Source organism: Desulfofustis glycolicus DSM 9705 (assembly GCF_900130015.1).
Classification (GTDB): Bacteria; Desulfobacterota; Desulfobulbia; order Desulfobulbales; family Desulfocapsaceae; genus Desulfofustis; species Desulfofustis glycolicus.
Window position 1 is genome coordinate 134,892 of record NZ_FQXS01000001.1, and the last position, 14,858, is coordinate 149,749.

Annotated in this window: 11 protein-coding genes; 2 read left to right on the forward strand and 9 right to left on the reverse strand. The window is 56.1% G+C overall.

The window, feature by feature from the left end; genetic code table 11:
• Window positions 1-112 precede the first annotated feature (112 nt).
• Window positions 113-1,774: a hydroxylamine reductase gene (hcp, locus tag BUC26_RS00630; RefSeq protein WP_073372896.1), complete on the reverse strand. Its 1,662-nt coding sequence runs from the start codon at window positions 1,772-1,774 to the stop codon at window positions 113-115.
• Window positions 1,775-2,141: 367 nt separating this feature from the next.
• Here hcp and BUC26_RS00635 point away from each other — a divergent pair, with 367 nt between their 5' ends.
• Window positions 2,142-3,500: a 4Fe-4S binding protein gene (locus BUC26_RS00635; protein WP_208609670.1), complete on the forward strand. Its 1,359-nt coding sequence runs from the start codon at window positions 2,142-2,144 to the stop codon at window positions 3,498-3,500.
• Between the two features lie 116 nt (window positions 3,501-3,616).
• Here BUC26_RS00635 and BUC26_RS00640 read toward each other — a convergent pair whose 3' ends face one another.
• The 3 genes from BUC26_RS00640 to BUC26_RS00650 all read right to left on the reverse strand — a co-directional run bounded on the left by BUC26_RS00640 (window position 3,617) and on the right by BUC26_RS00650 (window position 7,973).
• The gene (locus BUC26_RS00640) at window positions 3,617-5,020 is read right to left on the reverse strand and encodes a sigma-54-dependent transcriptional regulator (RefSeq protein ID WP_084540356.1); all 1,404 of its coding nucleotides are present in this window, start codon (window positions 5,018-5,020) and stop codon (window positions 3,617-3,619) included.
• Window positions 5,021-5,032: 12 nt separating this feature from the next.
• The gene (locus BUC26_RS00645) at window positions 5,033-7,174 is read right to left on the reverse strand and encodes an FAD-dependent oxidoreductase (protein WP_073372898.1); all 2,142 of its coding nucleotides are present in this window, start codon (window positions 7,172-7,174) and stop codon (window positions 5,033-5,035) included.
• A 145-nt stretch (window positions 7,175-7,319) separates the two neighbouring features.
• Window positions 7,320-7,973, reverse strand: a complete 654-nt coding sequence (locus BUC26_RS00650; protein ID WP_073372899.1) for a TetR/AcrR family transcriptional regulator — start codon at window positions 7,971-7,973, stop codon at window positions 7,320-7,322.
• Window positions 7,974-8,467: 494 nt separating this feature from the next.
• On the opposite strand from BUC26_RS00650, the gene BUC26_RS00655 reads away from it, so the two are divergent.
• Window positions 8,468-9,427, forward strand: coding sequence for a glucokinase (locus BUC26_RS00655; protein WP_073372900.1), 960 nt, complete (start codon window positions 8,468-8,470; stop codon window positions 9,425-9,427).
• Window positions 9,428-9,444: 17 nt separating this feature from the next.
• On the opposite strand, the gene BUC26_RS00660 is transcribed toward BUC26_RS00655, so the two are convergent.
• From BUC26_RS00660 to BUC26_RS00680, 5 genes are all read right to left on the reverse strand, one after another.
• Window positions 9,445-10,629 carry a CNNM domain-containing protein gene (locus BUC26_RS00660; RefSeq protein ID WP_244155747.1) on the reverse strand — a complete coding sequence of 395 codons (1,185 nt, stop codon included), beginning with the start codon at window positions 10,627-10,629 and terminating at the stop codon, window positions 9,445-9,447.
• Window positions 10,630-11,102: 473 nt separating this feature from the next.
• Window positions 11,103-11,474, reverse strand: coding sequence for a hypothetical protein (locus BUC26_RS00665; protein ID WP_143165867.1), 372 nt, complete (start codon window positions 11,472-11,474; stop codon window positions 11,103-11,105).
• A gap of 422 nt (window positions 11,475-11,896) precedes the next feature.
• A complete protein-coding gene (locus BUC26_RS00670) occupies window positions 11,897-12,982 on the reverse strand; it encodes an ADP-ribosylglycohydrolase family protein (protein WP_073372902.1) in 1,086 nt (361 codons plus the stop codon).
• A gap of 22 nt (window positions 12,983-13,004) precedes the next feature.
• The gene (wrbA, locus tag BUC26_RS00675; protein ID WP_073372903.1) at window positions 13,005-13,616 is read right to left on the reverse strand and encodes an NAD(P)H:quinone oxidoreductase; all 612 of its coding nucleotides are present in this window, start codon (window positions 13,614-13,616) and stop codon (window positions 13,005-13,007) included.
• Window positions 13,617-13,782: 166 nt separating this feature from the next.
• Window positions 13,783-14,751 (reverse strand): calcium/sodium antiporter, encoded by a 969-nt coding sequence (locus BUC26_RS00680; protein WP_073372904.1) that lies wholly within the window; start codon window positions 14,749-14,751, stop codon window positions 13,783-13,785.
• Window positions 14,752-14,858: the final 107 nt, after the last annotated feature.

Below are 14,858 nucleotides of genomic sequence, written 5' to 3' on the forward strand. Positions count from 1 at the left end.
TGGCGTTTTGGCTTTATGGGTCTGCCGCGTTGGGAATGTCGTGTAGACTCAAATCAGCTACCTGAGCAGGGCGAAGGCGATCCTTCAACCCTACTCAGAGAAAATGGAATGATCAGGCGCCGGCCATCATCGCGGCGATGTCGTCCTGCACCGTGCCGATCGGCTTGATATCGAATTTTTCCACCAGTACCTTGGCCACGGCCGGTGACAGGAATCCCGGCAGTGTCGGGCCGAGCCGGAGACCCTTGACGCCGAGGGCGAGCAGGGCCAACAGCACGGCTACCGCCTTCTGCTCGTACCAGGCGATATCGTAGGATATCGGCAGTTCGTTAATATCACTGAGACCGAATACTTCTTTCAGTTTCAACGCGATCACCGCCAGCGAATAGGAATCGTTGCACTGGCCGGCGTCGAGTATCCGGGGTATGCCGCCGATATCACCGAGATTGAGCTTGTTGTAGCGATACTTGGCGCACCCGGCAGTCAGGATGACGGTGTCTTTTGGCAGATTCTCCGCCACCTCGGTGTAGTAACCACGCGATTTCTGGCGACCGTCGCAACCGGCCATGACCACAAAGCGCTTGATCGCCCCCGACTTGACCGCATCGACTACCTTGTCGGCCAGGGCCAGAACCTGATTATGGGCGAAACCGCCGACGATCTTTCCTGTCTCCAGTTCGGTGGGCGACGCGCAGCTTTTGGCCTGGGCGATCAATGCCGAGAAATCCTTGGCCCTGCCGGCCGGCCGGTCGGCGACATGCTTCGCCCCGGGATAGCTGACGATCCCTGTGGTATAGAGTCGATCCAGGTAGGTGCTGTCTTTACGCAATGGTACCAGGCAGTTGGTGGTCAACAGGATCGGGCCGTTGAACGACTCGAACTCGCTGACCTGACGCCACCAGGAGCCTCCATAGTTGCCGACGAAGTGCGGGTATTTCTTGAAGGCCGGATAGTAGTTGGCCGGTAGCATTTCACCGTGGGTATAGACATCGACGCCGCTACCTTCTGTCTGCTTGAGCAGTTCCTCCATGTCTTTGAGGTCATGCCCGCTGATCAGGATGCCGGGGTTGGTACCGACGTCGATATTGACTTCGCTGATCTCCGGGGCGCCATACGTGCTCGTGTTGGCCTCGTCGAGCAGGGCCATCGTGGTCACCGCTGTTTCTCCGGCTTTCATCACCAGCGCGATCATCTCGTCGACCGACAGATCCTTGGTGGTCGAAGCCAAGGCCTCAAACATGAACTCGTCGATTTCCGGTTTGCGATACCCGAGGACTGATGCATGTTCGGCATAAGCGGCAATACCCTTAAGGCCGATAACCAGCATTTCGCGCAAGGAGCGGACATCGTCATTGACTGTAGAAAGCACACCGACCGATTTCGCTTTTTCGACAAACGAAGAGCTGCCTTCGCTCCATATGGCCGCATCCGGCAACTCACCGGCAAAATCGCTACCATACTTCTCCTTGTAAGCACTCAAAAATGTCTGCCGCAGTTTGTCCCGGCGGCTGAGTGCCTCCTCAATACGGGCGACAAATCGCTCGTCATCCCAGGCAGCGTTGGTAATGGTGGTAAACAGGCTCTGCAGCACAAAGTCGTCATTGCTGTGGTCCGCTTTTCCCATCTCTTTGAGTTTTTCACCGTACACCGCCATGCCGCGCAGAACGAAGAGCAGCAGGTCTTGGAGATTGGCGGTCTCTTCGGGCTTGCCGCAGACGCCCTTAATGGTGCAACCGGTGTTCTTGGCCGTTTCCTGACACTGGAAACAAAACATGATCACTCCTCCTTTTCGGGTTTGTTGGGCTGACAAATACGACTCCCGGAGACCAAGTGCGATGGTCGGCACACATAATCAACGGAGAAACCGGGTCGTTTCTTGAGCCCAGTTACGTGAGCTCTTCTTTCGATGGTAATGGATAATTGTCGAACAATGATTGACGTATGTCAAGATTCCGATTTTTTCCTTTGCCGAATAAAAACCAGACAATAATGGTATTTTTTCGAAAAAAATCGGATCTATCAGAAAGATAGGCAGAGCTGCCTGCGAAATTGATTATTTTTTACAGCTGCCGGAAAGATACTTCCGGCAAAACGACCGCACCTTATCCCGAGAGATTTTGATTCAAGTCAAAGAAAAAGAGATGTTTCGAAGTATCATAGCTACTATCAACCGTCATCGTATCCACCATAACCCGAAACAGAACCAGACGATGATACCCCGTATCCTGACCGTTATCTCCCTGCTTTTGCTTGGTGCCCACGCGTTGCGTACGGGTGATATCAACGACGCCTGCTTCTGGTTGCTCGGGATCGGGCTGGCCGTTTCTCCGTGGCCCTGGACGTATTCCGCACTGGCCGGCCTGCTTGGCTTCGGGACATTTCTCTGGGTCGGCATCACCGTCGAGCTGGCACAACAGCGGCTGGCGCTCGGGCTGCCCTGGCTGCGTCTGGCGATAATCCTCGGTTCGGTAACCCTGATCTGTTTTGTCGCGGGGGGGTGGAACCTGCGCCGGGCGATGCAGCTGAAATCGGCCGACAACCTGGCGCCGGGCGGCGCGTTTCTGTTGACGGTGGGCGGCTTGTCTCTGGCCCGGCAGATGAGCTCGCTCGACATCTTGTTGGTCGACCGTTTTTTGCCGGGAGGCGGCTGGGTCGCGATCTTTCTGCTGGGCGTTTATGCCGCCTTGATCACCACCGTCATGCTCGACACCGCCCAGTCGGCACGCTGGCGTCGCATCATCTGGACCGCTTTTTCCGTGGTCTTCTTTGCCCAGTTGCTGCTCGGCCTGGCCGGCCTGGAGAAATTCCTGATGACCGGCGCCCTGCACCTGCCGGTTCCCGCCCTGATCGCCGCCGGCCCGATCTTTCGCGGCGAGGGGCTCTTTATGATCATCCTCTTCGGTGCAGCCGTCATCCTGGTCGGTCCCGCCTGGTGCAGTTATCTCTGCTATATTGGCTCCTGGGACAACCTGGCCGCCACGGCCAACAGGCGGGCGACACCGCTGCCGAGCTGGACGCGGGCGATGCGCTGGCTGATCTGCATTGCCGTTCTCGGCCTGGCGCTGATCCTTGGTCGAATCGGTATGGCGGCACCCCCTGCGGCAGTGCTGGCGGCTGGGTTCGGTCTGGTCGGTGTGGGCCTGATGGTCCTCTGGTCACGCCGGACCGGCACGATGACCCACTGCCTCACCTATTGTCCGATGGGCCTGCTCGCCGATCTGTTTGGCAGGATCAACCCGTGGCGCATCAAGATCCACGACGGCTGCAATCAATGCGGCCGGTGCTCCCGCGTCTGCCGCTACAACGCACTGACGCCGGCGGATCTTGCCGGAAGGAGGGCGGGCTTCACCTGCTCGCTATGCGGCGATTGCATCTCCGCCTGCCCGGACAACCATCTTCACTACACCTTCCCGGGCCTCGGAGATACGGCGGCCCGGGCCGTCTTTCTGGCCGTAGCGGTCAGCCTGCATGCCCTTTTTCTCGGTGTTGCCCGGCTCTAACCCCCATGATGGGAAGTCACAAAAAGCAATGGAAATCGGCGTCGCGGTTGAAAGGGCTGGCCGGCCCTGCCGCCGGCTGGTGCGCTGCGACCTGATCGGTCACCGATCACCGCCAACTAATTCGTCCGGAAATCATTAACAGACAAGTTGTGTTTGCGCAGCAGCGCGTAAAAATCGGCGCGGTGCTTGCCCGCCTCGCTCGCCGCCCGGCTGACGATGCCCCGGTGGCGTTCGAGGATCTGGATCAGGTAATCTTTCTCGAAGTCCGCCTTGGCGTGACGCAGTGGCGGGGTATCGTTTTCCGCAGACAGCGAACCGCTGACGAGTTCCGGCGTGATCGTGTCACCGTCCGCCAGCGCCACGGCATACTCGATGGTGTTCTCCAACTCTCTGATATTGCCAGGCCAATCCGCGGCCATCAATTTCCGGGCCGCAGCCGGCGCGATATGCTGCACCGATTTCCCGCTGTCCCTGCTGAACTGCTCGAGAAAATAGTGGGCCAGCGGCAGGATGTCCTCTTTTCGCTCCCGCAACGGCGGCAGAGTAATTGGGATGACGCGTACCCGGTAATAGAGATCTTCACGGAAACGCCCCTCTTTCATCTGCTGCTCCAGCCGCCGATTGGAGGCGGCGATAATCCTGACATCGACAGTTACCTTACGGTTGCTGCCGAGCGGATAGAACTCGCGTTCTTCGAGAATGCGGAGCAATTTAGCCTGCATCGACAGCGGTAACTCCGCCAGCTCATCGAGGAAAAAGGTGCCGCCGTGCGCCTGGGCAAACAAACCGTCACGCCGGCCATCGGCACCGGTGAAAGCCCCCTTCTCGTAACCCAGCAACTCGCTTTCCAGCAGGTTCTCGGGTATCGCCGCACAGTTGATGGCGATGAACGGCCCGTCTTTGCGCCGACTGGCCCCGTGGAGGCAGCGCGCCACCAATTCTTTTCCGGTACCGCTCTCCCCTTCGATATAGACATTTGCATCGGATACGGCGACCTGGCCGATCTTGGCCAATACGTCCTTCATAACATCGCTGTGAGCGATAATCCTGGCACAGGAGGGCGCCAACTCAGGCTGCGGGCTCGACGGTTTCGGTCGACCAACCGGTTCCTTTTGCCGTAATCCCAGGCACTGCTCGATCTGCCCGGCCAGCTGCGGACCGTCCACCGGCCCAACGAGGTAGTGGCAGGCACCGTGTTTCATCACCTCGACCGCCCGCTCGATGCTTCCCTGGCCGGCAACGATGATCGTCGGCAGGCCGTGCTGCGTCTCACGCAACTCGTCCATCAGCAGAAAACCGTCTTCGCCGTTGTGCTGATCGTTGATAACGGCCAGATCGAACACCTGCCGCCTGATCAGCGTCAGCGCTTTTTTCCGGTCGGCAGCCGGTACCACTTGATAGCCGGCTGACTGGAGATACTCGGAAATTTTCCGGGACCGGGCCGAATGATCGTCAAGGATCAGGATTACCTTTTCGTCGCGGTTGTGTGTTTTCGTCATCGTTTTCGATGTTGTTCTCATAATGTATCCTCGCTATCCTCGTCGCCAGGCATGGAACCGTTCCACCCAGCGCAGCAGGCCGTGCGGCACATGCTCCCGCTTCCAGGCGCCGGCTGCCATCTTGTTGGCATCGGCAAGGGTCGGGTAGATATGGATCGTCCCGAGGATCTTGTTGAGGCCGATATTATGTTTCATGGCCAGCACGTACTCGGCGATCAGGTCCCCGGCATGGGGACCGACAATGGTCACCCCGAGGATTTTATCCTTGCCCGGCTTGGTCAGGATCTTGATCCAGCCACGCTCCTCCCCGTCGGCAATCGCCCGATCGAGTTCCTCGAAACGGTAACGGATGACCTCGAAAGCGACACCCTGCCGGTGTGCTTCGGTTTCATTCAGGCCGACCCGGGCGACCTCGGGATCGATGAACGTCGACCAGGGAATAGTCCGGTAATCGACCCGAAACGACTTGATACCGGCAAACAGCGCATTAACCGCGGCATACCAGGCCTGATGGCCGGCGGTATGGGTAAACTGGTACGGTCCGGCAACATCCCCGGCACAATAGATGTTCGGGATAGAGGTGCGCAGGAAACCATCGGCCTCGACGGTCCCCGAGGAGCCGATGCGCACGCCGAGCTCTTCCAGACCAAACCCCTTCACGCTCGGTCGACGGCCGACGGCAACCAGAATCTGGTCGAAGGGGATCTCCACGCGCCGGCCCTGATGTTCACAGAGAAGGATCTTGGTGTCATCTGAAACGATAACCTCGGTGGCGGCATGATCGACCAGCACGGTTACCCCTTCGGCCGTGAAGCGCTCACGAACCAATTCGGAGACATCCGGGTCTTCCCGAGGCATAATGCGCGGTCCCTTTTCCACTTGGGTCACCTGGCAGCCGAGCCGGGCGAAGGCCTGGGTCATCTCGGAGCCGATCGGGCCGCCGCCGAGAACGACGAGCCGCTCCGGTTTTTCCCGCAACTCCCAGAGACTGTCGGAGGTCAGATAACCGGCTTCGGCCAGGCCGGGGATCGGCGGCACAAACGGTACGGCCCCGGTAGCGACGATGATCGCTCTGGTCGTCAGCACCCGCCCGTCCACTTCGACGGTATACGGAGAGGTGATCCGCGCCTCGCCGGTGATGACTTCAACGCCGAGACTCGTATAGCGTTCGATCGAATCGTGCGGCTCGACGGTGCCAATGACCTGCTGAATCCGCTGCATCACTGCCGGAAAATCGACATCGAGTTCAGCTGCCCCAAGGCCGAATTCGGTGGAACGACGGCGATAGGCGGCCATCTTCGCTGAACGAATCAGCGCCTTGCTCGGCACACAGCCGGTATTGAGACAGTCACCACCCATTTTGTGTTTTTCGATCAGCGCCACCTTGGCCTTGACGGCCGCGGCGATATAGCTGGAGACGAGGCCGGCACTGCCGGCGCCGATCACCACCAGGTTGTAGTCAAACCGTTCGGGCTTGGGATACTGCTTCAGCACGGCCCGGCTTTTGAAAAAATCCAAAGTTTTTTTGGCGATCAGCGGAAACAGGCCCAGCAGCACGAACGAGAGGAGCACCCCGGGGGACAGGATGCCGGAAAGACTGTCTATCCTGCCAAGTTGGGTACCGGCATTGACATAGACCGCGGTACCGGCCAGCATACCGATCTGGCTGACCCAGTAAAAGGTTCGGGCCGACATCCGCGTCAGGCCAAAGACCAGGTTGATCACGAAAAAGGGAAAGATCGGTACCAATCGCAAAGAGAACAGATAGAGCGCGCCTTCCCGGGCAACCCCTTCATTGACCGCTTTCAACCGATCGCCGAAACGCGCCTGCACCCAGTCCCGCAGCAAAAAGCGGCTGACCAGAAATGCCAGTGTCGCGCCGATGCTGCTGGCAAAGGAGACGATCAGAAGGGCCCACCAAAAGCCGAACAACGCGCCGCCGGCCAGGGTCATCACCGCCGCTCCGGGAAGCGACAGCGCGGCCACGGTAACATAGAGCAGGAAATAGCCGCCGAAGGTCTTCAACCAGTGTTCCATCAGGTACGACTGCAGGAGTTCCTGCTTTTCCTTCAATTCGGCCAGCGTCAGATGACGATGCAGATCGAGAGCGAAAAACAGCCCGACCAGCACGGCGATCCCAACGATAATAAGTAACTTGCTCCAACGAGCTGACATGGTTATCTCCCTCTCGAATGACGGATATCTAGCGGCACTTGGGTACGGGCATCCATGCCTTCCTGAAAATGACAAAGCGGAAGGTGTCTCTCACAATTACTACCATGCACCAGCCGGTCTCCGAGCGCCTGTCGCATGTGCCACCTCATCCTTCTTCCCCGACGGCACGCCTGCGGGCAGACGGCGAATGCCTGATTATTACCGGCGACTCAGCTACCTTCAGATCCAGCATGCGGCGCAGGGTGTCCAAAACGTGGACAAGCGGTTCTTCTCGTTTGTTCAGTCGGGACAACATAATCGCGCCTTCCAGTGCACTGACCACAAAGCCGGCCAGATCCGCCGCCGCCAGATCGCTGCGCACCTCTCCGGAAGCCTGCGCCGCTGCAATAGTTTCCTGCAGGCTTTCAATCCACTCGGTAAAAACATCGGCAACCAACGCAGCGAGCTGCGGAGCATTATCACTGGCTTCAAGCGCTGTATTGCCGAACAGGCAGCCGCCGACAAACCCTTTATCGCGATTCCGCTCGAGGGCCTGGCGAAAGAAATTTTCCAGTCTGGTGCCCGGCGTCGGGCCCTGCAACGAAGTTTCAAGAAAGTGCCTGAACCGCTCGTGGGCTTTCCTCAGCACTTCGGCGGCAACCGCTTCCTTACCCGAAAAATGGAAATAGAGATTGCCCTTGGTGGTTCCCGTCGCCGCCAGCAGATCATTGATCGTCGTCGACAGGAAACCTTTGCGATGAAAGACCTGCGTCGCCTGATCGATAATTTTTGCCCTGGTTAATTCGCCTTTATGTGCCATGATGATCTCCCAATAAACAGACCGTTCGGTTTATTATTACAATCGGCACGCTCTCGCCGGAGTCAAGTCTGTTTTCAACACTGTACCCCTGAAAAATCAAAAAAAGGAACAAGTATGCCAACCTGTTCCCCGAGGTGGGTTCGGAAAACCTCTTGCGAGCAATTAGCCTCAACAATCTCCTATTAACACTATATGTTATAGTATAGACCAGTTCCTGGGGAATATTGCTGGAACACTCTCGGACATGAAGCAAGGTCTGGACAATTTCGCGTTATCTGCTAACAATCAACATACTGCCGGTGGTTATCGCGTCAGGCACCTGTACGTTTGATCATGACATCCTTGCTATCGAGTGAGAAGAATCCTGTCGCCCTGGCGGGACCGGGAAAGCCTGCACCATCGGCTATGGAATCGCTTGCAGGAAAAACAAGGCTCGATCAGGTCCTAGAAAGGTACGCAACAGTCTTGGGGAAAAAACACCGAGGAATAACGATATGAAATCGATTCTGGCCGCCGATATTGGCGGCACCAACAGCCGGTTTGCCGTTTTCCAAAAGTCCGACGGCAAACCCCTGTCCCTGCTAACCAGCCGGTGGTTGCCGACAAAAGATGCCGACTCTTTTGCAAAGCTGCTGACACAACTGGCAGACAGCAACTTCCCGCTGACTCCGGCAACGGCCGATATAACCGTTATCGGGGTTGCCGGGCCGGTCCGGCAGGGAAGGTATTGCAACCCGCCGAATATCGACTGGGATATCGACCTCGCCCGGCCGCAGGATCGCGCCGACGCGCAGCGCGTGGAACTGATCAACGATTTTGTTGCCCAGGCCTATGCCTGCTCCTCGCCTGTTGGCCAAACCGCTCGGGTTATCATACCCGGAGAGCCGGTGAGCGGCGGCACGGTCGGCGTGCTCGGTGCCGGCACCGCACTCGGCAAGGCGATTCTGGTGCCGCAGGAGAATACTACCGCGCTGGCGCTCCCCTCCGAGGGCGGACACGCTTATTTCCCCTTTATCGGGGAACGTGAATGTGCATTTCAGCGCTTTTACCAGCAAAACAGCGGTCAGCACCACATCACCGGCAATCTGGTGGTTTCCGGACGCGGACTGCGCTATCTCCACTGGTTTCTGACGGGTGAAGATCTCTCCCCTGAGCAGGTAACGGTTCGATTTACCGGACCTTCTGAGACATTGGCCTGGGCCGCACGGTTTTATGGTCGCGTCTGTCGGGATTTTGCCCTGGAGGTTCTCGCCCAGGGCGGACTCTACATTGCCGGCGGTGTTGCGGCGAAGTCGCCAACAATCGTTACCCACGAAGAATTCCGTCGGGAATTCACCGATTCACCGACCATGGGCCAGCTGCTATCTCGATTGCCGGTCTATCTGCTGGAAAACGAGGAAAGCGGTCTGTGGGGAGCGGCCTATCTGGGCGAACTATCGCTTCGACACGGATAAAACGATACATCTGCACCTTAACGTACAGACTCATCTACCGCGATTCCTAAGGCCTGCGCTCGTTCCTTCCACAATCGCCTGGCCAGCGTCCGCATATCCTCGACCTTATCGAGCTCATCCGTTATTTCAGCGCCGATCAGCGTCTCCACCAGATCCTCGAGCGTCACGAGCCCTTCGGTCCCTCCGTATTCATTGACGACAATGGCAATATGCTGTCGCTGTTCAAGCAGACAATCAAAGAGCATCGACAGGGGCATTGTATTCGGGACGACATGGATGTTTCGTTTCAACGTTGCAAGCGCCTCATCTCCCTGCCCTTGTGAATTTTTCAGCAGAACATCATCCCGCAGTACAAATCCGGTAATATCGTCAATATCCTCTTTAAACAGCGGGATGCGTGAAAATTGCGTGTGGGTCAAAAATTCGATTGAATCGTTGATCTGCTGACCTTCGGGAAGAGCGGAGATGACGGTGCGTGGCGTCATGATATCACCGGTAAACAATACGTTGAAGCGAAACAGATTTTGAATGATTCGAGACTCTTTCGTATTGATATGGCCCGATTGTTCGCCGATTCGAGCCATGGCCAGCAACTCTTCCCGGCTGAAGATGTGGACGGTTTGGCCGTGTGCAATCACCTTGGTCAACCGCTCGGAGACCCAAACCAGCGGATAAAGAACGGCTATCAGTCCCCTGACAAAATAGGCCACCGGTCCGGCAAGCCGTGCCCAATAAACCGCGCCGATCGTTTTTGGAACGATCTCCGAGAAATATAGAATCAATAGCGTCATGACCACCGAAAACAGGCCGAACCAGGCACTGCCGAAAACCACCGCAGCCTTTGCTCCGGCACCAATCGCCCCGGCAGTATGGGCAATGGTGTTGAGGGTGAGGATCGCTGCCAGCGATTGATCGACATTATCCTGTTTCAATCTCTTGAGCAGGGCGGCGCGGATGGGATGGATGCGTCTCTCACTCTCGATATAGGACGGAGTGACGCTGAGCAACACCGCTTCGGCGATCGAACAGAGAAAAGAGACGATCAAGGCCAGGCAAATGTAAAAAACCAGTAACACGACATCTGTCGTGGCAGGCTGAACGAGTGGTAACGCCGAACCATTTGCCGTGCCGGCATAAGCGGGCACGATAATGCAGGAAGATATGGCAGTGAACATCAGTACTGGAAGAGCCCGGTTTTTCACGTGAAAAACTCCTTTTCAAAAGTCATACGAGTATAGGGCACTCTCCTGACAGGATCACGAATCGCCCTCTCACCCGCCAGTTACAGTCAGTGGGCTTTGCAAACGACTAACCCTGCAGGAGATCGAGCCAGGATAGGGCATGTCCAATCAAGCGCGGAATCCGGCGGTGATTTTATGGCCAGTATGATATTCACCCACGGCGCTTCTCAGCCAATGAAACGCATATCCGGCGAAGATGCAATCAAGATAGACGGGAGGACCGAAACGAGAAACGCTGATGCACCGGGTTTGCTCCCGGTACATCAGCGTTATGTGAATATTTGAGTTATTGAAACGATACTGGAAAGCTATGGCTTTCTATACCCCAAACCCTGAACGTTCAAAGACTGATCACCCTCAAATAGGCAAGTCGGCCTGAATAAGTACCCGGAGAGATACTGTTCCACCGGTTTCCATTCCTTTGTCACTTGGTGTTACGCAGCCTTGCGATAGGAAGGGCCAGGCTTGTTGGCCGGAGTAGTGGGCTGAAAATCGCCGATAACCACCTGGCCGCGTTTCTGCTCGACGTCATACACTGCAAGGCGGTCTTTTATCTTCAAAACTTTGAAAAAAACAACGGTTGCGGCCATCATGACAGCAGCCCCGACGAGATCAATCATGGAAACGGGGTGCAGAAACAGGCCGATGAAGCCGAACGTGAAAAGACCGGTCAACAACAGGCTTAGGGAAACCTCCATGAACTCATGTCGTTTTAAAAAGGTTTGATTCGGATTACGATACTGCAACAAGGTAAGAAAAAGCAAGACCACGGCACCGCAAAGCATAGCAGAACTCAAGAGAAACATAACACCCTCCACTTCCTGTGAGCGGACGTCCCGCTCGAAGACCGAAAGGGTCGGCTCACCCAGCTATGGGGGTGGTTAAGGCTAGCGCCGCGCCATACTTCCCATGGCACATTACAAGAAGATTATATACCACATAAGGAAGATTTCGTCAATCAGCACAATCTTCTTTCAGAACCATAACATCCAAGAATAAGCGTAAAAATGAGTGACTCTCCCGATGGATCACGTTGCGAGAAACAACCCGGAAGAAGCTGCCAGACAATTATGGATTGCCGCTTTCCTGAGGAAGCCCATCCCAGCGTCCCGATCGTCTCTTTGTGCTGGTCGCCAAACGGTTATATATTCGTCCAGGAGAGAGATAGATGGGCGCAGCAGTCAGCAAGCCTTTGTGCAGCAACGATCTGGGGCGCCGACCCTGGAAATCAATCATGAACAGAAGGTATGCTGTTGGCCAATCTTTCCGCCAACTCAAGCAATTCTGAATAGTTCTCAAGCCCACGCAGAAAACGCTTTGGAATGTGTGACAACCCGACCTGGGCACCGACCAGGCTTCCCGTCAAAATTGCTCTCGCCTGGTTTTGACCGCCGCCATTGATGGCATGAAGAACAGCGGACTCAAAATCGTTGTGGAACCGAGCCGCAAGGTAATATGCTGCCGGTAATTGATGATAAATGGCACACGGCATACCGTAGACTATCGAAACTTTCCAGGCCGGCTCTATCCGGATATCGGCATCACGTGCTGCTGCAGCCATATAAGACGGTGTCAGCAATGCGTCCGGCGAGGCAAACCGGCCTGCTCTCGGCGGATCGGGGGAACCCTGTTTGGGTGGCTGAAGGTTGTCACTGGTGACGGCGTGGAACGGTAAATTTCCATTTTTCACCAGTTCCATTAACTCGGTCGACAATGAGGCGTCAAACGGGCGTCCCCGGACAAGCGCACTCAGTACCGCCCCGAAGGCTACCGTCATTGAAAGGACCGTGTCGTCCGTTTGGGTTAGCACGGTGTTACTGACAATAGCTGCGGCCAGGTCTGAAGGGCGGGTTGCATAGCGTACTGCAATGGCCAGCGTACGTTCGATGGCTTCGGTGGTATCTGCGTTGCTGCCGGTATCCTGCCAGTCTATCCCGTGAATGGTCCTCTGCCGCCAGATTTCTCGTATCGATTGGCTGGTATACCCTCCGGGACCGCTCATCGGCGTGCCGTCCAGCTTCGGGAAAAGCTCCTCATCCAACCGTTTACAGAAATCGCTCTCATCATAACCACCACAATCATTCAAAGAGCGAATCATCATGGTCAGGATATACCCCGACTGGGAAAGCTGACCGGCCTTTAATCCATCATGGTATCGCCCCGGCATGGGATCGGCAAAGTCATCGATCCATTCCCCATAATCGGCTCGCAACTCGTCGAGGTCATAGTACCAATGGGGGCCGAGCCCCAAGGCATCACCGATGAATGCTCCAAGTATGGCCCCTTGCGCTCTGTCTTGGATTGTTGTTGTCATGCCATTCTGGTCGGAAAAACCGTCACGCGCTCAATTTTGAGGTGATCTCGGCAACATGCCTGCCTTGAAAACGTGCGCCCTCCAGTTCATTCTCACTGGGCAGTCGTTCACCTGACCCGCCGGCAATAGTCGATGCACCATAGGGAGAACAGCCGGTAATCTCATCAATACGTGTTTGCCCCTGAAACGTATAAGGCAGCCCCACGATCACAAATCCTTGATGCAATAGCGAGATATGAAAGGAGAGGATTGTCGACTCTTGCCCGCCGTGCTGCGTTGCAGTACTGGTGAAAACACTGCCCACCTTACCCACCAGCTTGCCCTGGGCCCAAAGCTGCCCTGTGGCATCCAGAAACTGACGCATCTGGCCACACATGTTGCCGAACCGGGTGGGCGTACCGAAAATCACGGCATCGGCTTCAGCCAATTCCTCAACAGTGCAAATCGGTATGTGAGAAAAAGTCTTTTGGGCCTCTTGAGCCCCCATTTTTTCAAGAACTTCAGAGGGAAGGGTTTCCGGCACCCTGCGCATAACGGCTTCGGCGCCATCGACTTGCCGAACACCTTCTGCCATTGCCTCGGCCATTTGGTGGACATGTCCATAGGTAGAGTAGTATACAATTAACACTTTCATCGCAAATACCTCCATAATTTATGGTTTTATTTCAATAACAAACGACATTTCTGGCAAAACACTAAGCATTGATTGTTAGTTATGCAATCCACCGCTGGTCATACCGGGATCAGCTTGTTTCTCTTTGTTATTGGCTGAAAAGGGGCATGGATCAGTGTTTTATCGGTCAACCGAGAACCGTGCTGATCAGGTAAGCCGTGTACCCCACCCAGCTGACCAGCAGCAAAGAGCCCTCGGTACGATTGATTCGCCCCGGGCCCCGAACCCCATAACCGATCGCGAACAGAGATACGGTGAGCGCGGCCATAAACAGCATGTCCCGGTTAAAAACCTCCGGTTCGACGGCCATCGGGTGGATCATTCCGGCGATTCCGACAACCGCCATGGTGTTGAACAGATTCGAGCCGAGAACGTTACCCAACGCAATGTCGTGCTCTCCTTTACGGGTGGCGATAACCGACGAGGCCAGTTCAGGCAAAGAAGTGCCGACGGCGATGATCGTCAAGCCGATGATCAGATCGCTGACCCCGAATCCATGTGCGATCTCAACCGCTCCCCAAACCAGGATACGTGAACTGACAATCAACAGCACCAACCCCACCACCAGCCAGAAAATTGCCCGCCTCACCGGCATGGCTCGGACAGCCAGCTCCCGTGCCATTTCGTCACCGAGGGAATCGGGCTGTTTCTGCATCCCCTGCCGGATTGTCCAGGCCATCAACCCGCCAAACACGGCAAACAGTACCCCGGCATCAATCCGGGTAACGTTACCATCCCAGATCTGCCATGCCGCCAGAACTGTCACCAGCGTGAGAATGGGCAGCTCCTTACGCAGTACCTGCGAGTGCACGGCGATGGGACTGATAAGCGCCGTGAGTCCCAGGATCAGGCCGATGTTGGCAATGTTCGAACCGTAAGCGTTACCAAGGGCGATACCCGGATTACCCTGCGAAGCAGCCAATGCTGAAACCACCATCTCCGGTGCCGAGGTACCGAAACCGACAATCACCATGCCGATCAAGAGCGGCGGCATGCCAAAGTGACGAGCGGTGGAAGCGGATCCCTCCACAAAACGGCCGGCACTCCAGACCAGGAGTGCTAGACCGAATAACACTGCGATGAATGGTACTGTCATGAATCAATCCCTTCCAGGTATAGAGGTGCCGCGTCAGAAATAAGACTGTTCACTTTAGTAATCACAGTAGCCATTGCTTGCAAACCAACCTGAAAATTCTACGGTAG